Source organism: Mesorhizobium sp. M0659 (assembly GCF_040320605.1).
Classification (GTDB): Bacteria; Pseudomonadota; Alphaproteobacteria; order Rhizobiales; family Rhizobiaceae; genus Mesorhizobium.
This window is the reverse complement of record NZ_JAMYPY010000001.1, coordinates 218,626-243,316: the sequence shown is the minus strand read 5'-3', so window position 1 is coordinate 243,316 and position 24,691 is coordinate 218,626. Positions and strand designations below refer to the sequence as shown.

Below are 24,691 nucleotides of genomic sequence, written 5' to 3'. Positions count from 1 at the left end.
GGAGACGATGGACAGCGTGAAATTCAGGGTGGCGCTTTCCGGTGATTTCCGCAGGCCGGACGGCTCGCCGACCTACCCAGATTTCGATCTGGAGCCGCTGCGCAATGCGACAGCTGTCGAGATGGTGTTCCTGGAGTCAGACAGTCCGCTTCGCGCCGACCAACTTGAGGATTTCGATGCGCTGATCCTCCTCGCCCATCGTTTCGATGCCACGAGTGTCCCCAGGAGCGGCCGCCTGGCCGTCGTTGCCCGCTTCGGGGTCGGCTACGACACTGTCGACGTTGAGGCATGCACCGCAGCCGGTATTGCCTTGGTCATCACGCCCGATGGCGTGCGACGGCCCGTCGCCGTATCCGTCATCACCTTCATGCTGGCGCTGACCGGCAAGCTGCTGACAAAGGACGCGCTCACCCGCAAAGGGTCTGTTGGTTTTGAGAAGCGCTCCGAACATATGGGGGTCGGCCTCGTCGGGCGTACGCTTGGGTCGCTGGGCATCGGCAACATCGGTGCCGAGGTCTTCCGCTTGGCGAAGCCCTTTGACATGCAATTCATCGCCCATGACCCGTTTGCCGACAAGGGGGTCGCTGCCGACCTGGGCGTCGAGCTGGTAGGGCTGGAGGATCTGTTTCGCCGCGCCGACGTGCTGTCGGTGAGTTGCCCACTGTCGCCCCAGACCCACCACATCGTCAATGCCGAGCGGATCGCCCTGATGAAGCCGACAGCTTACCTGATCAACACCGCGCGCGGCCCGATCGTCGACCAGAAAGCGCTGACGCAAGCACTGCAGGAGCGCCGCATCGCCGGCGCCGGTCTCGACGTGCTGGAACAAGAGCCTCCCGACGCAGACGATGCGATCCTCAAACTCGACAATGTCATCCTGGCGCCGCACGCGCTTTGCTGGACCGACCAGTGCTTTGCCGGCAACGGTGCCGCGGACGTCAAAGCGGTAATGGAGGTGCAGCGCGGTCGCGAGCCGCGCGGCGTGGTCAATCGCGAGGTGCTTTCGAGCGAGCTGTGGAAGACCAGGCTGTCTGGGCTCGCCGCCCGCTTTGGAACCTAGGAGGACACTGATTTTCGGCGCGCCGCCGCGGCCTGTTTGCGGCGACCTTACGGGAGGAAATGCTTGACCGCTGCGCCGGCGGACGAGTGAAGCAAAAGGAAAATGGGAGGACCAAGCACTATGAACGATCGTGAAAAACGTGACTTTCAGGCAGGTCTCGAAGCAGAGGTCGACGCCTTCATGCGCGGCGAAACCACCCGCCGAACTTTCATCACCCGCTTCGGTCAGATGACCGGCATGTTGGCCGTGTCCGGCCCGCTGCTGGGGATGATGACCGATTGGGCGCTGGCGCAGCAAACATTGGAATTGGCGGACGCCACGTCGCCGCTCGGCCAGGCGCAGGCCGCAGCCCTGAAAGCATCGAAGGAAGGGCCTGCGGACGGTTCCGCCTTTCGCGCGGCGGAGGCGGCCAAGGCGCATTCGGGCGTCACCCTCAACATGACCTACGAGGCTGGCCTGCAGGCACTCGACCCGCGCAATTTCAGTGGGCCGATGTGGGAGCAGCTTACCGGGATGAAGTCGAATGTCGTCGAGCTGTCGAACCCGGACCAGTACTCCAAGGCGGTCGCCGAGCACATCGCCGGCTCGGGTGCCTATGACGTCCTCGACATCTCGCCGGCCTGGACGCCGTCGCTTGCCGATGGCGGCGTCATCGCCCCGCTAGACGACTACATCGCCAAATACATGAACCCGGCAGACCTCGAGGACTATCATCCCCTGTACAAGGCGCTGCCGACCTACAAGGGCAAGATCTGGGGGTTCTTCGACGACGGCGACATGTTCGCTCTCTACTACCGCAAGGACATCTTCGAGGATCCGAAAATGGTGGAGGCTTACCAGGCGAAGTTCAACGCCAAGCTTGGACCGCCCAAGACATGGGAAGAATATGCCCAGATCGCCCAGTTCATCACCGACCAGATGGCGCCAAAGGTCTATGGCGCGGGACATTTCCGCAAGGCGGGCAGCCCCGGCAATCAGTTCGACTTTCTGCAGCAGTACCGGGCCAACGGCGGAAAACTCTTCGGCGACGACATGAAGGCAGGTTTGGTTTCGGATGCCGGCGTCAAGACGCTGACAAACATGCTCGCCGCAAACAAGGCCTCGATCCCCGGCAACAACGAGCTCGACGCCGTCTCCTTGTGGGCGGCTTTCCTGACCGGCAAAGTCGCGATGATCTATTCCTGGCCTCCTAGCGGCCGTATGGCGGCGAACTATTCGCAGTCGGCCACGGCAATCAACTTCATTCCGCAGTCTCAGATCGCCGGCAAGGTCGGCTATGCCGTGGTTCCGGGAAATCCGGAACATGCCACCGGCTACAACAAGGCACTGTCGGCCGACTCGCCCAACCCCGAGGCGGCATATCTGTTCATGCAATGGGTATGCTCGCCACCCGTCTCGCTGGCACGTTGCATGCTGCCCTACGCGCTACGCGACCCGTACCGCATCTCGCACTTCAAGTCCGAGCTCTACGGCGCGCTCTTCCCGAGTGCCAAGGAGTACCTTGCCAACCTCAACAACTCGGCAAATGTCGGTCTGCTCGACCCGATCATGCCAGGCGCGCAGGACTACTTCTTGAGCATCGATCGCATGTGCACGGCGGTGTGGGCTGGTGCGGATCCGAAGGCGTCGCTTGAAACGGCGGCCGCCGAGTGGAACGAGACGACCGACCGACTGGGTGTGGATTCGCAGAAGGGCTTCTACACCGAGTTCTTGAAACTGCCTGGCGCCACCGCCGACAACACGGTGGAAAAACTTGGCATGGCGGTCACCCTCTGAAGGGAGGCGGACTCTCTGGAGCAATTGGTGTTGCGGGCGCTTGGCTCGCAACACCTCCCCGCTAAGCGGCGATTGGATACGCCTATGCAGCCCACAGCCACGATCCGCCATTTGAAGGCCGCCGGCGCACCGCCCCGGCTGTCTGCCTTTGCCCAATGGGCTGACCGTCATTTCAAGTGGCTGCTGGTCGCCCCCGCTGTGCTGCTGATATTGGCACTGTCGATCTATCCGCTTCTGTTCTCGCTGGTGGTATCCTTCATCAACTACGACTTCCAGGTGCCGGGCCACGCCTTTGTCGGATTGAAGAACTTCGAGCGGGTCGTGTTCGATCCCGTAGCACGTTGGTCGCTGTTGCTGACAGCATCGCTGTCGGGCATCAGCGTCGCTATAGAGTTCGTTCTCGGCCTCCTGGTGGCGCTGACAATGGTGCGCAGCTTTCCGGGCCGCGGTGTGATCATGTCGATCCTGATCGTGCCGCTGTTCATCAGCCCGGTCATCGTTGGCCAAGCCTGGACGCTGCTCTTACAGCGGCCTTTTGGACCGACCAACTATGTCCTGACGCAACTATTGGGGCAGGAGGTTACGATCGGCTGGATGACGGAGCGCCCGTGGCTCTACGTCTCGCTGATCATCGCCGATGTCTGGCAGTGGACGCCGTTCATGTTCGTCATCCTGCTCGCCGGGCTGACCGCAATCCCACCCAATCTCTATGAGGCGGCAGAACTCGACGGCGTCAACGCCTGGCAGGTTTTTTGGGCGATCACGCTCCCGCATCTCGGGTCGATGATGCTGCTGGCGCTGACCTTCCGTCTGCTCGACGCAATCCGTATGTTCGATACCATTTTCATCATGACAGGGGGTGGCCCAGGAACACAAACCTACACGGCCTCCTATTATCTTTATACCATAGGCTTCACGCAGTTTCATCTGTCGCAGGCAACAGCAGGAAGTTGGCTGTTCCTGATCTTTACGGCGCTCATCGTGACGTTGCTGGTGCGTCGGCTCTTGAAGGTGGAACCGGTCTGATGGCCGCCGTCGCGCCCGCCCGCCGCAGGAAACGCCGGTCGTTGCCGATCGGCCGAATTCTGCTGCTGGGGTTCTTCCTGGTGTTCGTGCTGTGGCCGCTCTACTGGATGTTCAACACCTCCATCAAGCCCAGCGACGACTACCTCACCGTACCGCCTGTCTGGTTCCCCGCCGCTCCGACGGTTGTCCACTACAAAGCTGCGCTGTTCGCCTATCGTGGTCTCGACGGGCTCATTAACAGCCTGATTATTTCGCTTTCGGCCACGGTGCTTTCGGCGCTGCTCGGCACGCTGATGGCCTATAGCCTGGCGCGCTACGACACCGGCGGCAAGCATCTGTCTTTCTGGGTGCTGTCGCAGCGCTTTTTGCCGCCGATCGGGATCGTGCTGCCGGTGTTCCTGATCTATCGCCAGGTCGGGCTCTACGACACTCATGTCGGCCTGATCATCGCCTATACGGTCTTCACGCTGCCGGTCTCGGTGTGGATGATGTTCGCCTATTTCCGCGGCATGCCGAAGTCGATGGAGGAGGCGGCCCTCGTCGATGGCTGCACGAGATGGGAGGCGTTCTGGCGCGTTGCCGTGCCGCTCGCAGCACCGGGCATCGTCGCGGCGGCTGTCTTCGCCTTCATTGCATGCTGGACGGAGTTCTTCTTCGCTCTGATCTTGACCAGCCGAACTGCCTTTACACTGCCAACGGTCTTCCGCGCCTTCATCGGCTTCCAGGGCGCGCAATATGGCGAAGCCGCGGCCCTTGCCATCGTCTCCCTTGTGCCATCGATCGCCCTTGGGGTCCTTGCTCAACGTCATCTGGTGCGCGGGCTGACGCTCGGCGCCGTTCGCGGTTAGGAAAGCTCCCGCATGGCCGAAGTCAGAATTACCGGCTTGCACAAGCGCTACGGCGCGTTCCATGCCGTGCGCGGCATCGACCTGGACATTCGCGACGGCCAGTTCACCGTTCTGGTTGGACCGTCCGGCTGCGGCAAGTCCACGCTGCTCCGGACCATCGCCGGCCTGGAGGAGATATCGGAAGGCACGATCGAGATCGGCGGCGAGGTGGTCAATGATTTCCGGCCGCGCGATCGCGACGTGGCAATGGTGTTTCAAGATTATGCGCTCTATCCGCATATGAGCGTGGCCAAGAACATTGGCTTCGGCCTCAAGGCTCGCAAGATGCCGAAGCCAGAGGTCGAGGTGCGCGTGGCCGAGGCGGCACGCATGCTTGGGATCACTCCGTTGCTGGGGCGTTTTCCGCGCCAATTGTCCGGCGGCCAGCGCCAGCGCGTCGCCATCGGCCGCGCCATAGTCCGCAACCCCCGCATCTTTTTGTTCGACGAGCCGCTGTCCAACCTCGACGCACAGCTTCGCGACGAAATGCGCGGCGAAATCAAACGCCTTCACCAGGACATTGCGACAACGATGATCTACGTCACCCATGACCAGATCGAAGCGATGACGTTGGCTGACCGCATCGTGCTGATGCGCGACGGGTTGATAGAGCAGCAGGGCGCGCCACTCGAGTTGTTCGAGCACCCGGCCTCAACGTTCGTCGCTGGGTTCCTGGGTTCGCCGCGGATGAGCTTCCTGCCAGGTACCCTTGCCTTGGACGCAGGCGCCGCTGCCATCCGGCTCGCGGATGCACTGCTGCCTTTAGCGCGCGGCAGGGGGCTGAAGGGCGTCGCGGACGGACAGCAGGTGCTGCTCGGGTTGAGGCCAGAACACCTCACTCGTGCGCACACTGCAACGCCGGAGCAGGGCACGTTTCGCTATGAGGCAACGATCGACCTGCTGCAGCCGACCGGCTCGCGCAGTTACGCGACATTCCGACTGGCCGGCGCGCCGGTGATGGCTGAGCTGCAGGCGCACGATGTCAGCCGTCCGGGCGAGAAGCTTGCGATCGACATCAACATGAACCGGGCCTCGATCTTCGACGCCACGACGGAGCGCGCAATTTGACCTCGGCAGCTTCCCTGGCAGTCCGCTTGTGTGGCACCGAACAGCTCGAGGCACCGCTGCGCACACTGCGCGCCGGATCCTTGTCGGTCGCGTTCGACAATGGCGCCTTGCGTTACATCCGCATCGGGACGATCGAGGTCTTGCGCGGAATCTCGTTTCTTGTACGGGACGAAAACTGGGGAACATGTACCACCGTTCTCGATGATCTGCGGATCGACGAGAGGCCGGATGCGTTCGCCATTGAATACCGTGCAACATGTGCCGCAACATCCGGCCGCCTGATTTACCGGGCGCGCGTCTCAGGCAGTGGCGATGGTGCGCTGTCGTTTGTGGCGGAGGCAGAGCCCGAGACTGACCTTTTGACGAATCGGACCGGCTTCGTGGTCCTTCATCCGATCGAGGGCTTAGCCGGCAAGCCGATAAAGGTGCTGCATGAGGATGGTCACGACGAGCTATCGTTCTTTCCGGACCACATCGATCCAAAATGTCCGTTCACCGACATCCGGGCGTTGTCGCACGAGATCGCGCCTGGGATCTGGGCGACATGCACCATGGAGGGTGATGCCTTTGAGATGGAGGACCAACGCAATTGGTCTGACGCCTCCTATAAAACATATGTCCGCCCTCTGCGTCGCCCGTGGCCTTACAGACTGCCCAGGGGCCAGAAATTCACGCAGGCCGTCCGGCTTCACGTGTCAGGAACGCTCCCTGCCGGGACGTCTGAAAATCGAAATCCACTCATCAACCTGACGATCGGCGGACCGGTCGGCCGAGTGCCCCGCACTGGCGTCGGCGTCGCCGCCGACGAGGCAAAGCACGCGCTCGAAACCCCCGAGCTCCTACGACGAATGGCTCCGCAGTGGATGGTCTGCCAGGTCGATCTCCGGATCGCACACGGCCAGGACGAACTAGAAAGCTACGCCGCGCTCGCACGGCTGACCGGCGCTGGAGTGGTCCTCGAGGTTATCACCAAGGGCACGCGCGATCCATTCGGCGAATTGGCGCCGGTCGCGGATGCTGTCGACTCACTCGGCCTCAAACTAGAAGCTGTCTCCGTCTTTCCGGCGCAGGACATGACATCCGTACAGCCGGGAGCACCGTGGCCGACTATGCCCAGCTTCCACGAAAGCTACTCCGCCGCTCGCCGGGCTTTCCCGGGCATCGCGCTGGGCGGCGGCATGGCCGCTTACTTCACCGAACTCAACCGCAAGCGTCCGCCAGCCGAAGCGCTCGACTACGTGACCTTCACCACCTGTCCAAGCGTGCACGCCGCAGATGATGTCTCGGTGATGGAGACACTTCAGGCAATCCCCCATCTAATCCGCTCCGCGCATGCTTTCATGGGGGAACGCTTGCCACTGCGTATCGGTCCCATCCAGCTCGGCTGCCGTGAGAACCCATACGGAAAATCCACTGCGCCGAATGAAGCGAACGCTCGCGTCTGTCTATCGCGCATTGATCCTCGTCAGCGCGGGCTGTTCAACGCGGCTTGGACTGTCGGATATTTCGCGGCCTGCGCTCGCGAAGGAATCGATGCCGTCGCGTTCGGTGACTTCGCCGGCCCCTTTGGCCAAATCCATAGGAAGGCTGATTTCGTGCAGCCATGGTATGACCAGCAGGATGGCCCAACGGTCTATCCCGCTTTCCATGTCTTGGCTGGTCTCTCAAAGCTCGGCGGAGCCACCTTGCTGTCCGTAGGAACTTCCGGCTGTGACGGCGTCGTGACGATCGCGGCTGAAAAAGATCGCCGCGTGACCCTGTGGGTCGCTAACCTTACCGCCAAGACGCAATCTGTGCGGCTTTCTGATTCGCCGAGCAGCGCCCGCATTGCTCTTCTCGGCGCCGAGCAGTTCGAGCGGGCGGCAACCGATCCCGACTTCATGGAAAGTTCCGCAAGACCGCTGGATGATCAAAGCATCTCGCTTGGCGCCTACGCCGTCGCGCGAGTCGACCTCGATCGATCGTCTTAGGCCTAGCCGATGTTCGCTGTTTGGCCAAACCCCCGTCAAAGATGAGGGTGGTAGTTCCATACTCTAAGGCAGCGCGTGGGATCCATCTCGCTTATACGTTGTACTATCGCGACGGCGACCAGGCTCGCTAGGTTCCGCCTGCCGAGACGCCAAGTTTTGAGGCCGCTCGCGCCGAAGCGATCCGTTGCGGAATCGGCCTGTTGGCTGATCTGGGCGATGACGATATGACCGGATGGTTAGTGCGCATGCGCGATCAGGCAGGCAACGAGCTTTGCACGATCAACGTCTGCGAGGCCGAAGCCGCACCGCAAACGGAAACAAGCCGGTTAGGCAGCACCGCTCACGTAGTGTCGATACGCCAGCCCTTATTCAATTAGATCGTCGCCGGTCGGAACTTTTGTGATGTTGAGCCCTTGTCCATTGAACAGTGGAGGTACCAATGGCTAACCTGGGAAAATTGGCGATCGCGATGCTCGGCGTCTTGGCATACCAAAATCGCGACAAGATCGGCGACATGATCCGTGGAGCGGGTGATCGCAACCCAAATGATCCGCAAGGCGGGATTCTGGATCAGCTTTCAAAAGGCGTTTCGGGGACCGCGCTTGGCGATATTCTCGACCGGTTCAGAGGGGCAGGCGCCGGATCGAAGGTCGATTCGTGGGTAGGCACCGGGCCGAACGAGCCGATCCAGCCAAGCGAGGTGGAAGCAGCCATAGACGAAGACACCCTGACTTCCCTCTCGATGCAGACCGGCCTTTCGCGCGAGGAGCTCATAAGCCGGATCACGCGAGATTTGCCTGAGGCCGTCAGCAAGATGACGCCTACTGGTGAATTGCCCGTTGAGGCGCCGAAAAGCTCCGGTGAGACGACCTTGCTCGACGACGTGCCATCGCACAGGACGCAAGCGAATTCAGGCGGTCAAAGCGATATCTAAGGTGACGGCTATCCATCAGGGAAAGATACCAAATCGTACTGGCGCGCGAGTTGGCATGATCGGGCAGGGCGGTCACGGTGGTCATACAGCAAACGTACTTGCCGAGTTGGATCTATTGGCCGCGCTACTCGATTCCCGCTGGCGCATTCCAGGCACATCAATTCGTTTTGGACTGGATGCGCTCGTAGGTCTGGTCCCCGTACTCGGAGATGCGGCGACGGGCATTGTCTCGGCCTACATCGTCTTGCGAGCTCGAAACGTCGGTGCCGGAAATGGGTTGGTCGCCCGCATGCTAGGCAACGTGCTGCTGGATACGCTCGTAGGAAGTGTCCCAATTCTCGGCTCGATCTTCGACGTCTATTTTAAGGCGAACAATCGCAACATCACTCTGCTGCGCCGCCACATCAACAAGTGAGGCGGATAACCAATCGTCGCCATGCAATTCTTCTAAAAGGCTCGGAACCGACAGGGGCGCTGGGGCTTGACTCGCGATTCCTGGAGTCGCGAGCATAGGACAGTGCCATTGACCGGCTTTCGTTCATCGAGTTCCAATCGCCCACACTGGTCGAGAAAGCTCCCGAAGGCAGAGATTGGCTTCACGAGATCAAATATAACGGCTATAGGACGCAGCTGGTCGTTGAAGGCGGAAAGGCGCGAGCATTCACGCGTCGCGGCTACGATTGGTTACACCGTTACAAGAGGATTGTTCAGGCCGCGGCAAGCTTGCCGGTCAAATCCGCTATCATCGATGGTGAAGCTGTCGTCCTGGGCGACACCGGCCTGCCGGACTATCAAGCCCTGGAACGTGAGCTGGGCAACCCAAGTTCGCTGCGGATGACTCTCTACGCTTTCGACCTCCTGTACCTCGATGGCCGTGATCTACGTGAACAACCGTTAGTGAAGCGCAAGGCTGCGCTGAAGAAGCTGCTGACCGAAACCGAGCCAACCCTGACTTATGCCGAGCATCTGGAGGTGAACGGCAAGGATATGTTCGACCATGCCTGCCGGATGGGCATAGAGGGAATCGTATCGAAGCGAGCGGATGCTCACTACCGCTCGGGCGTCCAGACCAGTTGGGTCAAGGTCAAATGTGTCAAGAGCGACACTTTTCCAATCGTGGCTTTCGTCGAGAAACTTGGCGCGCAGCCGCGCCGCATCGCATCGTTGTACATCGGCAGGCGAGAGGGCGACCGGCTGCTTTATGCCGGGAAGGCCCAGACCGGCTATACGCTGGACGCAGCCCGGCGCGTTAGGGAGCGGCTTAATCCGCTTGTTGTCGCCAAGTCACCGCTGTCGGAGCCGATCAAGAAGCCCAAGGCGACATGGGTCAAACCAGACGTTCTTGCCGAGGTACAATTCAGTGGCGTGTCGGACCGGGGCATCTTGCGGGAGGCGGTCTTCAAGGGACTACGCGAGGAGCCGCGTGATGCGTCGCGACCATCAGCCGATATCAGCCCGTTTTCTTGCCTCGCGTTCGAGCCTCTTCCGGTCGTTGCCGTGTTCTCTGATTAGCTCGCGGACCTGTTCTGGCGTGATACGATGCTGTTTGGCGAAATAGCGAACCTCATAATCTTCATCGACTGATACACGGTTGCGATCTCGAAAATCACGCTTGCTCTTGTCGTCTGCCGTTATCTTTTCTCCTGATCAGAGAAACAACGACCGACGTTGTATGTTCCCGGCGCCTCACTTCGGCCGCCAGAGGCGCGGGCTGTCCGACCGTACTGGGGCCGCAGCCATTGCGAAGGTGATCTGGCGAAAGTTGGTTGGCCAAAGGCGAGGGTGATTTCGTTTGCTGTTCGGAATAGCTGACCGTCGATCGAGCCTGCCTGCGGGCCTCTTGTTTTTTTACGACGCCAGTCGGAACCCCGACGGGTCGCAAATGATTCAGATGCGCATCCGGGCTATCAACGAGGATCGTGAGCAAAATGGCGGGGGTGACCACGAAGGCGACAAAACTGCGCTCCGGGAGCCCAAAGTTTCGTCTAGGACGCATGACCCGGGTCACAGCGCCGCGGCACGAGTTCGACTTCATCACCAAGGTCGGCCGCATAGACCACGCCGGAGCTCTCGCAATGTTGCAGAGGCATATGGGAGATAAAGAGGCGGTCTTTTTCGGAACTGATGTTTTGGCTAAAGCGCTAGACCAGCCTGCCGAGTGACGCTCAGTTAATCCCTATCGCGGCGCCCAGCCTGCCTTTCCGTTGCCGCTCAGTAAGCCGGCACAAGGCGCGTGTTTCGCAACGGCAAGGCCATGGTGAACTGCAAGCCGTCACGATGGTAGTTCAATTCGATCTTGGCGTTGCATTGCACGGTCACGACTTTTTCCAGAAGTGTCGTGCCAAACCCGCGGCGACTGGGCTGCTCGACTTTCGGCCCATCTCGTTCCCGCCAGTCAAGATTGACGATCTGTGTATCGCCGGACCCGCCTAACGACCAGCGGACATCAAGGCGGCCGCCCGTTTGCGAAAGCGCGCCAAACTTCGACGAATTGGAGGCCAGTTCGTGGAAAGCCATCCCGACAGGGACCGCAATGTCGGCGACTAGCGCTACGTTCGGGCCTTCCATAACGATACGCGGCCTGTCGCGCGTCTCATAGTGGTCAAGCTCGCTTTCGAGCAGCTTGTGCAGGGAGGCAGTCTGCCAATAATCGTCGGTAAGCATCGAATGGGTCTGGGCCAGGGAAACGAGCCTGGCTGAAAAATCGCGTACGAAATCATCGACGTTGCCGCTCGACTTGGCCGTCGCGCCCATCATGGCGCGAACGTTGGCCAGCGTGTTCTTGACGCGGTGATGCAGCTCGCGGATGAGCAATTTCTGCCGATCGGCGACCTCCCGCTTCTGTTCGATGTAGGACTGGACCTCGCGCTGGCGGGCGCGGGCACGCAAGGCGGAGCGCACCGAGTTGGCGAGGCTCGAAGCCAGAAATGGCCGTTCAAGCACGATCAGATAGCGGTCCAGAAATGCCATCCGCGTGTCGACTTCGTTCCCCCGCATCGTCAGAAGCACGATCGGAAAATCCGACCATGCGGGTTGGGCTTCAAGCCAGGCCGCAAACTGCGTTCGATCGGAACTGAGCAGGGCCTCCTCGGCCACGACAAGGCACTGAGCCTCGTCGAGAAGCGGCACTGCCTCTTCCAAGCTGCCGCACACACGCGAGGCAATCTGGTTTGTAGCCAGGATGGAGGCCGCGATCCTCGCGTCACGGCCAAGCGGCGCCAGCACGAGAACGGCGGGGCTGGACGACATCACAGCGCCTTATCCCTCAGAAGGTCTGTCGGCTTGCCTTCAAATTCCGGAGATCCCATCAGGATGCCGCGGAATTGTTCCAGTGGCTCACCTACGGCCACGCCGTTACCGCCGATTTTAAACTCACGAATCGTCTCTTCGTGGGGGCCGACACGTTTCTTGACAACGGAAATCGCGCGTCTCAACTGACCTGCGTTCTCGAAGAAGCGCAGAAGCATGATGGAATCGCAGAGATAGGTCATGTCGACCGGCGCTGCCGTTTGACCAAACAGCCCGTGATTGGCCAACAGCAGGATCGTCGCCACTGCCTTCTGATTGAGATAGGTGAGGATCTCGTGCATCTGAAGCACCAGATGTTGTTCTTCGGACATGGCATTGAGATAGCCAGTTAGGCTGTCGATCACGACGATCCGCACATTGGATTCTTCGACGGCCGCTTGGATGCGCGAAGACAATTCGCCGGGTGAAAGCTCAGCCGGATTGACAGATTCAAGCGTCAGCGTGCCGTCCTCGGCAAACGGCTCCAGGTGCATGCCGAGCCCGGCGGCGCGCGCCAAGAAAATGCGCCTTGTCTCGTCAAACAACAGCACCAGCACACGCTCGCCACGCTCGAGTGCGGCATAGCAATAGGTGCAGGCAATGGTAGACTTGCCAACGCCAGACGGCCCCATCAGCATCGTGCTGGTACCACGGGCCAGCCCGCCGCCAAGCAGGGTGTCGATCCGGTTGTTGCTCATGGCCGGCGTATCATGCTCGGCCACCTCATGCTCGGCTGCAACGAGCCTCGGATAGGCGATAACGCCGCCTGGGCGAATTACGAAATCGTGAAAGCCGCCCCGGATCTGCACGCCACGCATTTTGATCACGCGTAGCCGCCGGCGCTCTCCACCATAGACGGGCGACAGCTGCTCCATCCGTATGACGCCGTGACTGATCGAATGCAAATTGAGGTCATCCTGCTCAGCGGTCAGGTCGTCGAGCATAAGCACCGTCACATTGTTGAGCATGAAGAAGCTCTTCAATGCCAACACCTGGCGCCGATACCGCAATGACCCTTGCGATAAAAGTCGAATTTCAGAGAGCGAATCGAACACCACGCGATCGGGTCTGACGCGTCCGATCTCGGCCATGGCAGACTGCACGGTTTCGCCGAGTTCCAATTCCGAGGAATGGATCAATGTCTGTAGCTGCGCCGGATCGAAACTGAGCTCTGGCGGCACAAGTTCAAGAATTTGCACCCCCTTCAGGTCCCAGCCGTGACGGCCAGCAACCGAGAGCAGTTCGCGCTTGCTTTCTGACAAAGTGATGTAAAGGCATGTCTCGCCTTTCTTGGCGCCCTCGATCAAAAACTGGAGGCCAAGAGTGGTTTTTCCAGAACCTGGTTTCCCTTCGATAAGATGGGAGCGGTTCCTGGCGTAGCCGCCACGAAGAATGTAGTCGAGCCCACTAACTCCAGTTGCGATCGCTGAGGCGTCGTCTCTGTCCAACTAATCCCCCAATGTAATTTCGAGAACCAGATAACGACGGGCACCTTTGGCGGTTCCACGTCTCTCGGTGAGCGCTATTGTCGTGAGACGAAAAGGCGACAGGAAGCGCGGCAAAAAAGGGCGCCGTACCTCTCGGAGCCCTTTTTCAAGTTCAGTTTGGAACCGGCGACCTACCAGCCTTGCCGGCCATACCAGTCATCGATGTCGCGCTGAGCGCGGTCCTTCTCAATGCCGTAGCGCTCCTGAATCTTGCCTTCCAACTGATCGCGGTTACCGGCAATACGGTCCAGATCATCGTCTGTGAGTTTGCCCCACTGTTCCTTGACCTTGCCCTTTACCTGCTTCCAATTGCCTTCGACACGGTTCCAGTCCATGGCACCTATCCTTGTTTGTTTCGGACTGAGAAAAACGCCGTAACGCTACCGGAGTTCCCGTCAAGTTTGAGCAGATCGACCGATCGAAGCGTGGCGAGGTAGGCGGCCCCGAAGCAACCCGCTCTGGAACGCGATGATGGCTTGCCGCGCCGGCTGTGTTCTCCACAGTCTTGGCCACAGTCGCTCGCGAGACCAGCTTCGTTGGACAAACAGCGACAGGGATAGCGTGAAGCCAACTATGCTGCGTTGGTCATCCAAGCCTGGCGTCAGATACTAATTCTTGCTGTTGGGAGCCATGTTCCCTGCGGTTTTTGCCCTGAAGCGCCTTACCCGGCTGCGTGTGCCGCAGCTCTCATCCGAGCACCACCGCCTGCGCCCGCCACGCGAGGTGTCGATGAAAAGCCAACCGCAGTTCGGCCCGGTGCACTCGCGCACGCGGCGGCGGTCATTCCTGGACACCAAAAACTCGGCTGTCTCAAAGGCCACGCGGTGGCCGATCGTGTTCAGACTGGCTGCGTCGGTCCACTGCCAAGCGAGGCGGTCGCCGGACGGGAAAAGCGAGCGCTTCGGCAGGGCTAGGGCGACTGCATCGCGCACGATTTGCAAGGCATCGTCCGGCACCCGGGCGCCTGCCGCCTCGGCCTGGAGAGCCGCGTAAACGGCCTCGCGCAAAATCTTGGCCTTTTCCAATGCCGCCTCCGCAAGGAGCGGGCGGGCGGAAGCCTCCGCGAGCAGTGCTCGCGCCTCATCGACGTCGATCAAATCGGCACGTCCAGCCCAGACGACCAGGTCGGCATAGGTCTGCAAGAGGTCTGGCCCCCATACATCGCGTCGCGCGTCGACCGTGTTGACGAAGTCCAGGCAGGCGTGACCGCCAACCATGCGCATGTCGACGATAGTCTTCGCACAATCCATCCCCGGAAACATCGGTTGGCGGAACCGTATTGGCAAGAGGCCGTTGTAACGAAATAAACGTCTTTTGGCCGTTACGACGAACCAACAACGCCCAGCGAAGGCTGCTTCCGATGAACCGCAACACAGCGACATTTTTGGTTTTATGTGTGATCTGGGGCACCACGTGGATCGGTATCAAGGCAGGGATCGCCACCGTGCCGCCTCTGATGTTCGCAGGCACGCGTTTTACAGTAGCCGGCTTGCTGATCCTCAGTGCGACGCGCCTAAGGGGCGCTGCTCTACCACGGGTGGCGAAAAGGAGTTGGCCGCGCCTTTTCGTTGTTACGTTGTTCATGATTCCGCTTTGCTATGGCCCACTCTTTTGGGGCATGCTCTACATCGATACGGGCACCGCGGCTGTTCTTGAGCTTTCGCTGACCCCCGTCACGCTGCTTGGGTTTGCGTTGCTTCTGGGGGACGAACGCTATGACGGCCGCAGGCTCTTTGCGATTTTGCTCGGTGCGGCCGGTCTGTGCGTCCTGTTCGGGCCCGAAGCCTATGCTAGTTGGACACACGCAGACCAGCAGGGCAGGGGGCTCCGGCTGCTGGCGATGACAGCGGTGGCGTCGGCAGCTGTAATCTATGCATGGGGTTCGGTGCTCGCGCGGCCGCTTCTTGAGGTATATTCATCGGACTTCATCGCCGGCTTCACCACCCTTTTCGGGGGCGCATTCCTAATTCTCATCTCACTCGTTGTGGAGCCAGGCGCGGCCGCGGCTCTAAAAGGCGATTGGGGCTGGCCGGCCTGGGTCGGGTGGCTGTTCCTCGTGCTGTTTGGTTCGTTCATAGGCTACACACTCTTTATCCAGCTCCTGCACGAAATCGGCGCCTCGCGCGCCGGAGCATTTGCCTTCGTCTCACCCGTGATTGCCGTCGTGCTTGGCATCATCACCTACGGCGAGGAGGTTAGCCTGATCGACATCATCGGCATGGCTATCATGCTCTTCGCAGCGTTTCTTGCGCTACGCGAGCGCAAACAGGAAACATCATCCGCTTCCCCGCCGTTGATTCCACGCTCCGCGCGGGCCGATGGCAGAACATGAAAGACGGCGCGCGCATCCAGCCGCCAATCAGCCTTGAGATGGAAAAGCACAAGGTTCTCGTCTATGCGAAAAGAGGGCTCTCCCGGCAGCGTATCCCGCCTACCACCGGCGGCGAGGAAAGCTCCAGCCCATACGACAACACTAGTCGGCGAGGGATTTTGCCGAGTTGCTGCCAAGATTGCAGGCGGGATTTGATGGAAAAATCGCGAGGCTGCAATCAGCGACTTATTCGTTCCGATGGCGATGCAGGCTATCCGCCAACGCGTCGACAAAGTGTCAGCCGCATCGCTTCAGTTCCGCCACCTGAACGCCGAGACGGAATGCCTGACCATCGGCATAAGAACGTGCATAGCTTTCTGCTTCGAACGGAAACGTCAGGGTGCTGCCGTAGGCGGTGACGCGGACCGTCCACTTCTTGTCGCGAACGAGTTCGACCGAATTGTCGGGCGACGTCATGATTTCCTCCGGCACCAGCAAGGCGAAGGCACGGATAACGTCGCAAAGGTCGTTTGAATGCAAACAATCCGACACGCTCATGTCGCTTGTTCTATACGCCCAGACTTTCTCTCGATTAGAGCAGCGCCCGGCTGCAATGTCGGTGGCGTTAAGTCCCCTAGCTGCCAAGACCTTTCCCATTGGGTCGGTCCCCTTGCGGCCTCACGCAGCGACCTTTCTGAACCCAATCGCCGAGATCGTCAGCCCGCAGTGTCTTCGAGAGAATAGCCGGCAAGCCGCACGGTGCGAATGGCAACTCTGCGACGACTGCTTCAACAACTTTCGCGACTGGCTCGTGTGAACGTCGACCACCTGGGCGCTCACAGTGGCTTTCTGCGACCAGCCAGCTGCGATGAATTCATCACGGCTGATCACCTTTCAGGATCCTCGAGCATGTGGCGCACCAACTTGAACTCGATCGGCCCAAGAGGAATCTCCCCCCGGTGCTGCAAACACGGTCGTATCGAGCTCCATCTCGACGTCGCGATATGTCAGTGGTCTGCGCTTCTGCGCCAATTTCGTGACGGTAGCCCAATCGCGAGCCTTCGCAGGTGGTCGAGGAGCTATTGCGGCGCAAATGGTCTGATGAAGCGTTCATCGACCCCGGGCTGCAACAGCCTGTGCTGACCTTCAGCGCCTGGGGATATCAAGGCGACACAGGGCAGGGAATTGGTCCGGGCATCCCGCTTCAGCCGGCCGCTCCCGTCGCCAGCTCATTGTCTGGCCGACAGTCCAGCACAATTCCCACGCACCGGCCTTTTCGCGGCAAGACCTAGCGCGTCATCGATCGAGCGGGCCAGCTTGCTGCCGAAGCCATCCACCTGCAGAAGGTGGGCTAGGAGCAGGTAGAACTCCGCATCCTGCGAGGGAGATGCACCGGCCGCGGCTCCGTCGAACTCCGCGAGGGAAACGGAAGTCAGCTCTTCGCAGTCCAACTTCGAGAGCAGACGTTCCTGGATTGGCCTTGGCACATTTATGAACGGTCGATTCCAATGGCTGTCAAAGAATACGGCGCGACATTGAGGGCGCCAGCGAACCAGCTCGAAACCGGTCGAGCTAGTAGCCGGGCCGGGTCAATCCGAGACAATTTCGTAGTGAAGAAGCTGGGCTTCGTCGAGTGCCAACTTCACTCCAGGCGAGATGACGCCGGAGCCGAAGAGGATAATATCTTCACGGCGTACGAATACTTCATGGCCGAGTCCCATGGACACGAATGTGCCCGAAGAGCTTCGTTCGAGAAGCCGAGCTCTGCCATTCAAAATGGTGAAGGCGGCGTGGCGCCTCGATACCCAGGGCCGCTCGACGATGATATCGCATTCCGCCGATCTGCCGATTGTCACGGATTCGCCGTTTCGACAGGATCGCAGCTGATCTCTGTAGCGGATGACCAGATGAATCTGCCGCGGCAGGACCGAGCGTCTATCTGTAGTGGCGCCATGGCTGGTGATCTGCGTACCGGGGGCCCCATCGTCGCTCCACAGGGTATAGACATCGAAGAACTCTTGCTTGCCCTTCAAGGCCATTTTGTCGAGGAGCCGCAGGCCCTTGCGGCTTCTCGGGGAAAGGGCTTCGCAGAAGCTCTGGCTGATCAGCACCTCTCCGGGGTTCGCCGTGGTGGACAACCTTGCGGTGACATTGACAACGTCACCGAATATCGCGCCCCGCGCGCGAATGACCGCCCCGAAATGCAATCCGATACGGGCGCTTAACGGACCTTTAGTCAGTTGGTGGCTGATTTGGCAGACGGCCCTCAGCGCCATTTCCGGGCTCTCGAAGAGGCTGAGTATGTCATCGCCCTTCGAGTAAATGAAATCACCACCGTGCTTGGCGACGATCTCGCGCATCGTGTCCAGGCAATCCGAGACCTGCTGTAGAGCGGCATCGTCTCCGATCCGCTCATAGAGTGGCGTGCTGCCCACGACATCAGCTAAGAGGACTGCGGCAAGAAGCGTTTCCTGGTCCATCGATCTCGTGTCCGACCCAAAAAGTCAGCGTGCGTGTATAACACACGAGGTTGCCTGCGACATATCTGCTCGTGCGCCTGGGGCCGGGGCGATGCCTCAGGTGATCGTCGCGGACGGACGGGCGTATGCCATTCGTCGGCTTCGTGCCGGGCGACATCCAGAACCCTCTTCGCCCCAATCGTTCGCGACCTCGGTGCTATGAGTGGACTTGGTCTTTTAGGTTCGGAAAGGATGACCGAGTGCAAAGATTGGGCAACGGCCTTCTCATACACCATCAACCACGACCCGATCTCGTCCCTCCGACTTCGCGCGGAATAGTGCCAGATCGGCGGCTTTGACGAGATCATTCGGGCTCTCGTTCGTATTTGGGACCGGTGGCGACGCCAACGCTGTGCTTTGCGATAACATCACGGATCCATTGATCAGATTTCAGGTATATTCTCTTTGAAGATCACCTGAAGTCGTGGTTGATGCGGTTCATAGTTCAGGTGCCTGACAGAGTGGCTTAAAATGTTGAGCGCTTCCCGCGCCTCGACGCGCGGATTTTGATCTATGACCGCATCGAGCGTCCCATCCAACAAAAGTTCCTTGGTGCCGTCTGTCACCTCGTGGCCGAGAAAGAGAATGTCTTTGGCGCGTCCACGCTCCTTGAGCGCCCGAGCGATGCCGGTGTTGCCGGCGCCGACATTGTAGATCGCGGCAAGATCGGGGTGCCGGTCCAGAAGCGCTGATGCTTCCGAATAAGCCTTCTCTCGGTCATCCAGCATTTCGCGCATCTCGACGATCTTGAGATTGGGCGACTCCTCAGTCAAGATGTGCCGGAATCCCATCTCGCGTTCCTCATGGCCGCGATAGGACAGCGAGCCGGCGAACAGCGCCACCTTGCTTGGGCGTTCCGATCCCATGAAGCGGTTGAGCAGATAGCCGGCCAGCCGCCCCGCGGCGCGGTTGTCGATGCCGATATAGGCCACTCTCGGAACATGCAGGATGTCGGAGGCGATGGTCACCACCTTGACGTCATTGGCCGACAGCGAGCGGATCGCCTCGCGCACCGTTGGATGATCGAGCGCGATCACGCCGACGCCTTGTGTCTGTCCACGCAATTCTTGCAGCAGGCGGGCGAGCCGGTCGGGGTTGAAGCCCTCTATGGTGGCGATGTGGACGTCGAGATCGGGGCGCGCTAGGGCCTGCGCCTCGATGTGTCGATGCAGCATCTTGATGAAGGAATTGGTACCGGCCGGCAGAGCGAAGTCGAGACGGATGACCTCTCCAGGTGAGGGCCTGGGCGGCGCTCCGTTCGGGCCCTCCGCGATGTAGCCGAGGCGCTGCGCCATTTCGAGCACTATCTCACGCGTGCGCGCCCGCACACCGGGCCTGTTGTTCAGCACGCGGTCGACGGTGGCGGCGGAAACGCCGGCTTCCCGGGCTATGTCAGTCAAGGTGGAACGCACCGTCTTCATCTCCTCAATGCATAAGATCGCACAATGCCGCTAGCCCGTCCGACGGCCACAGCTGCCAGCCATCAGCGATTCTGATGGGAAATGATGTATCCAGCCTAAGCCGATGCGCAAGGAGGTTGGGCTAAATCGCGTCGCCCGGCGTGATAGTCGAGTGCCAGAAAGGCAGATTTCCCATCAAATCGAGGCATTGAGCCGGTGTGTCGACCTTTGCATGACGTCTTTTCTCCACAGTTGCGGTGTTACGATGTATTTTGAATATTTATGATGTTGACAGCCTTCCGGTGCTGCCGTCAATATCCCTCAATGGGCTCGTGGAGGAAACATCGGGCCTGAGGGAGGAATTCCAATGTCTGATTTGATCCGCATATCGCGACGCGGCTTGTTGGCGTCCGGAGGAAAGGCGGCGGCGTTCGTGGCTGCGGCCGGTATCGCACCGCAATTCATCCGTCCCGGCCGTGCCGTTGCGGCCGACGCGCTGGCGCCAGGCATGGTAGGCGGCCCCACCGGTTTCGAGGGCGCCGAGCGCTATCAATATGGCGCCGACACGCCGGAAGGCCGTGCCGTTGAGGCGGCCAAGGCCTTGAAGGGAGCAGGCAAGGCGCCGGCCAAGATCGTGCTTGGCCTGTCGGATGGCTCGATTGGTCAACTCACACAGCCTTTCCCGGCGGGTGCGCCGTCGATCAAGGAGCTGTGGGAAAAGGAAACCGGCATCCAGATTGAGATCGTCGGCCTGCCGAACGGCCAGGAATTCACGAAGACGATGCAGGACATCTCCACCAAGGGTGGGGCCTATGACATCTACTCGACGGAATGGAACCGCCTCGGCGACCTTGCCGAGACCGGCGGCATCGCCAAGCTCGACGACTTCGTCGCCCAGTACAAGCCCGAATGGGACGATCCCAAGACCGGCTATGTCGACGGCGCCAAAGGCGTGTCGCTGCTCAACAGATATCGCGGGTCCAACTATGGCGTGTCGCTGGACGGCGACTTCCAGACCTGGGTCTACCGCACCGACCTGTTCGGCGACGCCGCCGAGCAGAAGGCGTTCAAGGACAAATTCGGCTACGATCTGGCGCCGCCGAAGACCTGGAAGCAGCACAGTGACATCGCGGGCTTCTTCCAGCGGCCCGACAAGGGCCTGTTCGGCTCCACCGACCTGCGCAACCAGGGCTGGGGCTACACCAACTGGTATCAGCGCTATGTCTCGATGGCATCGCCCAACCAGTTCCTGTTCGGCGACGACGGCAAGCCGCTGATCAATTCCGAGCACGGCATTGCCGCCACCAACGAATATGTCGGCTCGCTCGTTCATCACTCGCCGGACGCGATCTCCTGGGGCTGGCCGGAGCAGTATGGAAATTTCGCCAAGGGCGGCGCGGCGATGACCTGCGCCTTCTCGAACCTGCCGAAATTCCTCGACAATGCCGGCAACAAGGATTCAGCCGTCACCGGCAAGATCGGCTCGATGCTGCCGCCCGGCCGCGAAGTCGGCGGCAAGCTGATCAGCCGTTCCGTGCTGTGGTTCTCGCTGACCGGCATGGTCTCGTCTCAGTCGAAAAACCAGGAGGTCGCCTACCTTTTGCTGCAGTGGCTGGGCTCCGCCCGCATATATGCCTGGATGAGCGCCAATCCGGGCGGCTATCTCGATCCGTTCCGGCTCTCGGATTTCTCCGATCCGCTGGTGCGCCAGACCTACCACGCCTACCACATCGACGTGGTGCGCGAGACCGTCGCCCGCACGGTGCCGACGATCAACTATCCCGGCGCCACCGCCTTCCACAACGCATTGGACGAAAATCTGATGGCGTCGCTGACCAAGGCCAAGACAGCGGAACAGGCGATGGCCGACACGGAAGCGGAGTGGAAGAAGATCGCCCGCCGCATCGGCGAGGACAAATTGCTCGAAGCCATCAGGACGAACAAGGAGGCCTGGCCGACGGTTCTCGACCCGATCAGCTGATCCGTCTCCCTGGATCAGCGCTGGAGGGGAGGAGCATCTGTTCCTCCCCGCCGCAGTCAACGCCACCAGCAAAGCAGCCAGATGAAGCGTTCCGTCCCCTTCGAGATATTCCGCTACGCCGCGATCTTCGCGGCGATGGCGGTGACGCTGGTACCGATCCTGTGGATGGTGTCGATGGCCTTCAAGCCGATCGCCGAATGGTCGGCGACCGGCGCCGACCTGACATGGTGGCCGAAGAACCCGACGCTCGGCAATTTCCAGTTCGTCTTCGGCGAGTCCAACAACAATCTGATCGTGGCGCTCGACCGCACCGCGCTGAAGCCGATCCTGTCGTCGCTGCTGTCTTCGGTGTTCGGCACGGCGATCGCAATGTCGGCGGGCACGGCTGCGGCCTACGGGCTGTCGCGTTTCGGCTCCGGCCAGAACCTGCCGCTGGCGCTGATCCAGCTCAGGCTGTTTCCGCCAATGGCGGTGATGATCCCGGTCATGATCATGTGGGCCTTCCTGAACTTCACCGACAGCTGGTTTGGCCTGGCCCTGATCTACGGCATCGTCACCCTGCCGTTCGCTTTCTGGCTCATGAAGACCTTCTTCGACGACATGCCGCGCGAGATCGAGGAAGCGGCACTTGTCGAAGGTTGTTCGCGGCTGCGCGTCTTCACGCGCATCACGCTGCCGATGATGCGCGCACCGCTGGCCAGCGCCGCCCTCTTCGTCTTCATCCTCAACTGGTCGGACTATCTGATCGCGCTGCTGCTGACGACGCGTGAATGGGTGACGATCCCCGTCTACATGGCCTCGCTGTCCTCCTCGATGACCGGGCAGCTCTATGGCGCCAAGGCCGCGCTCGGTCTTATCGCCGCGGTGCCGCCGGTCATCATGGGCATTGCCATCCAGCGCCATCTGGTGCGCGGACTGACCTTCGGCGCGCTCAAGCAATGAGCGCGGTGACCGTGACTGTCTCAAAGGACGCAAAGGCCGCGCTTGGCAAGCCCGCGCTGCGGGACGAAGGCGCGCGGCTGGGATTCCGGCTGACGCTGCCGGCGCAGATCCTGGTGCTCTTCATCTCCGTCTTCCCGCTGCTGATGCAGCTCTACATCAGCGTCACCGACTGGTCGCCCCTCTCCGGCCTGGGCTGGTGGAACGCATGGGAGATGTGGAACAACTTCGCCAACTACACCGACCTTGCCGCCGATGCGCGCTTCTGGAGCGCGCTGAGGCGCACGGCCGTCGTCATGGTCGTGTGCGTGCCTGTCGAATTCCTGCTTGGCCTGGCATTGGCGACGCTGTTCGCGGACGATTTTCCGGGCAAGCGGATCTTCTATTCGATCCTGCTGATGCCGATGATGGTGGTTCCGGCGGTGGCCGGCTACATGTTCTTCATGCTGTTCCAGTCGGGCGGGCCGCTGAACGACATCCTGTCGGCACTAAGCGGTTCACGCGTCACCATCGCCTGGCTGTCGGACCCCACGCTGGCGCTGATCGCGGTGATCATCGCCGATATCTGGCAGTGGACGCCGCTGATGTTCCTGATCCTGCTTGCAGGCCTGGTCGGCGTGCCGCAGGACCAGATCAAGGCGGCGACCCTGCTCGGCGCCAATCCGTGGCAGCGCTTCGTCACCATCGTGCTGCCGAAGATGAAGACGATCATCATCATCGCGCTGGCGATCCGCGTCATCGAGAACTTCAAGATCTTCGACACGCTCTACATCATGACCGGCGGCGGCCCCGGCGTCGCCACGGAGACGATCTCCGTCTACATCTACAAGGTCACGACGCAGGACCTGATCTGGGGCTATGTGGCGGCGATCGCGCTGGCCATCCTGGTCGTGCTTTCGATCGTTGCCGTATTCGCCATGAAGCGCATGGCGCGGGCGAGGCTGGTGCCGGCATGAGCGCGATCCAGCTGCGCAACCTGGTCAAGACCTTTGGCGAGTTCACGGCGCTGAAGACCATGGACCTCGACATCGCCGATGGCGAGTTCATGGCGCTGCTCGGGCCTTCGGGCTGCGGCAAGTCGACGACGATGAACATGATCGCCGGCATGGAAGAGCCGACCAGCGGCAAGATCCTGTTCGGCGAGCGCGACATGGCCGGCGTGCCCATGGGCCGCCGCGACGTCGGCTTCGTTTTCCAGAACTATGCCATCTTCACCCATATGACGGTGCGCCAGAACCTTGCCTATGGGCCGCGGATGCGTGGTGCCGCGAAAGCTGAGATCGACCGCCGCGTCGGCGCCACCGCCGAGCTGCTGCAGTTGGTGCCGCTGCTCGACCGCAAGGCCGACCGGCTCTCGGTCAACATCCTGCAGCGGGTAGCAATCGGACGCTCGGCGATCATGGAGCCGGCCATCTTCCTGCTCGACGAGCCGCTGTCCAATGTCGACGCCGCCTTCCGGGCGGTAATGCGGACCGAGCTCAAGCAGCTGCAGCGCCAGTTCAGGCAGACGATGGTCTACGTCACCCATGACCAGCTCGAGGCCATGACCATGGCCGACCGCATTGCCGTCATGGATCACGGCGTGCTGCAGCAGGTGGGAACGCCGCTGGAAGTCTACAACAATCCAGCCAATGTCTTCGTCGCCCGCTTCATCGGCGCTCCGGGCATGAACCTGCTGAAGGGAAGGCCGGCGGAGAGCGACCGGGGCCTGGTGGTCGATCTCGGGCAGCTGGGGGTCACGCCGACGCTGCCGGATGCGCTGGCCGCCACCTTGCGTGGATCGCGCTCTGAGGTGCTTTACGGCTTCCGGCCCGAACAGGTGTCGCTGGTGCAGAGCGGGCAGGGCCTCGCCATGCCGGTGAGCTTCGTCGAGCGGATCGGCGCGAGGACCATCGTCCATCTCGGCGATGGCGAGACCGCCGTGAAGGCGGTGTTCGACAATAATGTCGGACTGTCGATCGGCGAGCTTGCCGTCGTCGCCCCCGTGGCATCGTCCGTGCGTGTCTTCGATGCCCGCAGCGGCATTGCGATGAAGGCAGGTTGAC

General features: G+C 60.8%; 22 protein-coding genes and 1 pseudogene. 15 read left to right on the top strand and 8 right to left on the bottom strand.

What is annotated here, in order from left to right; genetic code table 11:
* Positions 1-7: 7 nt before the first annotated feature.
* The 10 genes and pseudogenes from NKI31_RS01265 to ligD all read left to right on the top strand — a co-directional run bounded on the left by NKI31_RS01265 (position 8) and on the right by ligD (position 10,233).
* Positions 8-1,060 (top strand): NAD(P)-dependent oxidoreductase, encoded by a 1,053-nt coding sequence (locus NKI31_RS01265; RefSeq protein WP_352650123.1) that lies wholly within the window; start codon positions 8-10, stop codon positions 1,058-1,060.
* 120 nt (positions 1,061-1,180) lie between these two features.
* Positions 1,181-2,836 (top strand): extracellular solute-binding protein, encoded by a 1,656-nt coding sequence (locus tag NKI31_RS01260; RefSeq protein WP_352650121.1) that lies wholly within the window; start codon positions 1,181-1,183, stop codon positions 2,834-2,836.
* Positions 2,837-2,866: 30 nt separating this feature from the next.
* The gene (locus NKI31_RS01255) at positions 2,867-3,862 is read left to right on the top strand and encodes a carbohydrate ABC transporter permease (RefSeq protein ID WP_245264565.1); all 996 of its coding nucleotides are present in this window, start codon (positions 2,867-2,869) and stop codon (positions 3,860-3,862) included.
* Positions 3,862-4,710 (top strand): carbohydrate ABC transporter permease, encoded by an 849-nt coding sequence (locus NKI31_RS01250; protein WP_352650118.1) that lies wholly within the window; start codon positions 3,862-3,864, stop codon positions 4,708-4,710. The genes NKI31_RS01255 and NKI31_RS01250 overlap by 1 nt, the downstream gene beginning before the upstream one ends.
* 12 nt (positions 4,711-4,722) lie before the next feature.
* Entirely contained in the window at positions 4,723-5,817 is a 1,095-nt protein-coding gene (locus NKI31_RS01245; protein WP_352650116.1) for an ABC transporter ATP-binding protein, read from the top strand.
* Positions 5,814-7,787 (top strand): D-apionate lactonase family protein, encoded by a 1,974-nt coding sequence (locus NKI31_RS01240; RefSeq protein WP_352650114.1) that lies wholly within the window; start codon positions 5,814-5,816, stop codon positions 7,785-7,787. Before NKI31_RS01245 ends, NKI31_RS01240 begins: the two co-directional genes overlap by 4 nt.
* 155 nt (positions 7,788-7,942) lie before the next feature.
* Positions 7,943-8,164, top strand: a pseudogene (locus NKI31_RS31810) (hypothetical protein); the annotation flags it as partial.
* Positions 8,165-8,226: 62 nt separating this feature from the next.
* Entirely contained in the window at positions 8,227-8,721 is a 495-nt protein-coding gene (locus NKI31_RS01235) for a YidB family protein (protein ID WP_023682271.1), read from the top strand.
* A 55-nt stretch (positions 8,722-8,776) separates the two neighbouring features.
* Positions 8,777-9,136, top strand: a complete 360-nt coding sequence (locus NKI31_RS01230; protein WP_032998960.1) for a DUF4112 domain-containing protein — start codon at positions 8,777-8,779, stop codon at positions 9,134-9,136.
* A gap of 107 nt (positions 9,137-9,243) precedes the next feature.
* A complete protein-coding gene (ligD, locus tag NKI31_RS01225; RefSeq protein WP_352650362.1) occupies positions 9,244-10,233 on the top strand; it encodes a non-homologous end-joining DNA ligase in 990 nt (329 codons plus the stop codon).
* On the opposite strand, the gene NKI31_RS01220 is transcribed toward ligD, so the two are convergent.
* The 5 genes from NKI31_RS01220 to NKI31_RS01200 form a co-directional block, all read right to left on the bottom strand.
* Positions 10,162-10,356, bottom strand: coding sequence for a DUF3606 domain-containing protein (locus tag NKI31_RS01220; protein WP_352650360.1), 195 nt, complete (start codon positions 10,354-10,356; stop codon positions 10,162-10,164). The two genes, ligD and NKI31_RS01220, sit on opposite strands and share 72 nt — an antisense overlap.
* A gap of 576 nt (positions 10,357-10,932) precedes the next feature.
* Complete coding sequence (locus tag NKI31_RS01215; RefSeq protein WP_023746308.1) at positions 10,933-11,970, bottom strand: sensor histidine kinase; 1,038 nt, start codon at positions 11,968-11,970, stop codon at positions 10,933-10,935.
* The gene (locus tag NKI31_RS01210; protein ID WP_352650112.1) at positions 11,970-13,457 is read right to left on the bottom strand and encodes an ATPase domain-containing protein; all 1,488 of its coding nucleotides are present in this window, start codon (positions 13,455-13,457) and stop codon (positions 11,970-11,972) included. Before NKI31_RS01210 ends, NKI31_RS01215 begins: the two co-directional genes overlap by 1 nt.
* Positions 13,458-13,627: 170 nt before the next feature.
* Positions 13,628-13,831, bottom strand: a complete 204-nt coding sequence (locus NKI31_RS01205) for a CsbD family protein (RefSeq protein WP_023682266.1) — start codon at positions 13,829-13,831, stop codon at positions 13,628-13,630.
* Positions 13,832-14,104: 273 nt separating this feature from the next.
* Entirely contained in the window at positions 14,105-14,719 is a 615-nt protein-coding gene (locus NKI31_RS01200; RefSeq protein WP_352650110.1) for a CGNR zinc finger domain-containing protein, read from the bottom strand.
* Positions 14,720-14,856: 137 nt separating this feature from the next.
* On the opposite strand from NKI31_RS01200, the gene NKI31_RS01195 reads away from it, so the two are divergent.
* Entirely contained in the window at positions 14,857-15,828 is a 972-nt protein-coding gene (locus NKI31_RS01195) for a DMT family transporter (RefSeq protein ID WP_352650108.1), read from the top strand.
* 276 nt (positions 15,829-16,104) lie between these two features.
* Here NKI31_RS01195 and NKI31_RS01190 read toward each other — a convergent pair whose 3' ends face one another.
* The 3 genes from NKI31_RS01190 to NKI31_RS01180 form a co-directional block, all read right to left on the bottom strand.
* On the bottom strand, positions 16,105-16,365 hold the full coding sequence (locus NKI31_RS01190) for a hypothetical protein (RefSeq protein WP_023689435.1): 261 nt from the start codon (positions 16,363-16,365) through the stop codon (positions 16,105-16,107).
* A 1,031-nt stretch (positions 16,366-17,396) separates the two neighbouring features.
* Complete coding sequence (locus tag NKI31_RS01185) at positions 17,397-18,287, bottom strand: adenylate/guanylate cyclase domain-containing protein (RefSeq protein WP_352650106.1); 891 nt, start codon at positions 18,285-18,287, stop codon at positions 17,397-17,399.
* Between the two features lie 422 nt (positions 18,288-18,709).
* The gene (locus tag NKI31_RS01180) at positions 18,710-19,738 is read right to left on the bottom strand and encodes a LacI family DNA-binding transcriptional regulator (RefSeq protein ID WP_023669472.1); all 1,029 of its coding nucleotides are present in this window, start codon (positions 19,736-19,738) and stop codon (positions 18,710-18,712) included.
* 355 nt (positions 19,739-20,093) lie between these two features.
* Here NKI31_RS01180 and NKI31_RS01175 point away from each other — a divergent pair, with 355 nt between their 5' ends.
* The 4 genes from NKI31_RS01175 (at position 20,094) to NKI31_RS01160 (ending at position 24,690) form a co-directional block, all read left to right on the top strand.
* The gene (locus NKI31_RS01175) at positions 20,094-21,707 is read left to right on the top strand and encodes an extracellular solute-binding protein (protein ID WP_352650104.1); all 1,614 of its coding nucleotides are present in this window, start codon (positions 20,094-20,096) and stop codon (positions 21,705-21,707) included.
* An 81-nt stretch (positions 21,708-21,788) separates the two neighbouring features.
* Positions 21,789-22,649: a carbohydrate ABC transporter permease gene (locus NKI31_RS01170; RefSeq protein WP_023669474.1), complete on the top strand. Its 861-nt coding sequence runs from the start codon at positions 21,789-21,791 to the stop codon at positions 22,647-22,649.
* Positions 22,646-23,602, top strand: coding sequence for a carbohydrate ABC transporter permease (locus NKI31_RS01165; protein WP_352650102.1), 957 nt, complete (start codon positions 22,646-22,648; stop codon positions 23,600-23,602). The genes NKI31_RS01170 and NKI31_RS01165 overlap by 4 nt, the downstream gene beginning before the upstream one ends.
* On the top strand, positions 23,599-24,690 hold the full coding sequence (locus NKI31_RS01160) for an ABC transporter ATP-binding protein (RefSeq protein ID WP_352650100.1): 1,092 nt from the start codon (positions 23,599-23,601) through the stop codon (positions 24,688-24,690). The genes NKI31_RS01165 and NKI31_RS01160 overlap by 4 nt, the downstream gene beginning before the upstream one ends.
* Position 24,691 lies beyond the last annotated feature (1 nt).

Coding starts and splice junctions, on each gene's coding strand:
- NKI31_RS01245 (WP_352650116.1), top strand. CDS start 4,723: ATGGCCGAAGTCAGAATTACCGGCTTGCACAAGCGCTACGGCGCGTTC.
- NKI31_RS01265 (WP_352650123.1), top strand. CDS start 8: ATGGACAGCGTGAAATTCAGGGTGGCGCTTTCCGGTGATTTCCGCAGG.
- NKI31_RS01195 (WP_352650108.1), top strand. CDS start 14,857: ATGAACCGCAACACAGCGACATTTTTGGTTTTATGTGTGATCTGGGGC.
- NKI31_RS01165 (WP_352650102.1), top strand. CDS start 22,646: ATGAGCGCGGTGACCGTGACTGTCTCAAAGGACGCAAAGGCCGCGCTT.
- NKI31_RS01205 (WP_023682266.1), bottom strand. CDS start 13,831: ATGGACTGGAACCGTGTCGAAGGCAATTGGAAGCAGGTAAAGGGCAAG.
- NKI31_RS01230 (WP_032998960.1), top strand. CDS start 8,777: ATGATCGGGCAGGGCGGTCACGGTGGTCATACAGCAAACGTACTTGCC.
- NKI31_RS01170 (WP_023669474.1), top strand. CDS start 21,789: ATGAAGCGTTCCGTCCCCTTCGAGATATTCCGCTACGCCGCGATCTTC.
- NKI31_RS01160 (WP_352650100.1), top strand. CDS start 23,599: ATGAGCGCGATCCAGCTGCGCAACCTGGTCAAGACCTTTGGCGAGTTC.
- NKI31_RS01200 (WP_352650110.1), bottom strand. CDS start 14,719: ATGCGCATGGTTGGCGGTCACGCCTGCCTGGACTTCGTCAACACGGTC.
- NKI31_RS01250 (WP_352650118.1), top strand. CDS start 3,862: ATGGCCGCCGTCGCGCCCGCCCGCCGCAGGAAACGCCGGTCGTTGCCG.
- NKI31_RS01235 (WP_023682271.1), top strand. CDS start 8,227: ATGGCTAACCTGGGAAAATTGGCGATCGCGATGCTCGGCGTCTTGGCA.
- NKI31_RS01185 (WP_352650106.1), bottom strand. CDS start 18,287: ATGGACCAGGAAACGCTTCTTGCCGCAGTCCTCTTAGCTGATGTCGTG.
- NKI31_RS01190 (WP_023689435.1), bottom strand. CDS start 16,365: ATGAGCGTGTCGGATTGTTTGCATTCAAACGACCTTTGCGACGTTATC.
- NKI31_RS01215 (WP_023746308.1), bottom strand. CDS start 11,970: ATGTCGTCCAGCCCCGCCGTTCTCGTGCTGGCGCCGCTTGGCCGTGAC.
- NKI31_RS01175 (WP_352650104.1), top strand. CDS start 20,094: ATGTCTGATTTGATCCGCATATCGCGACGCGGCTTGTTGGCGTCCGGA.
- NKI31_RS01260 (WP_352650121.1), top strand. CDS start 1,181: ATGAACGATCGTGAAAAACGTGACTTTCAGGCAGGTCTCGAAGCAGAG.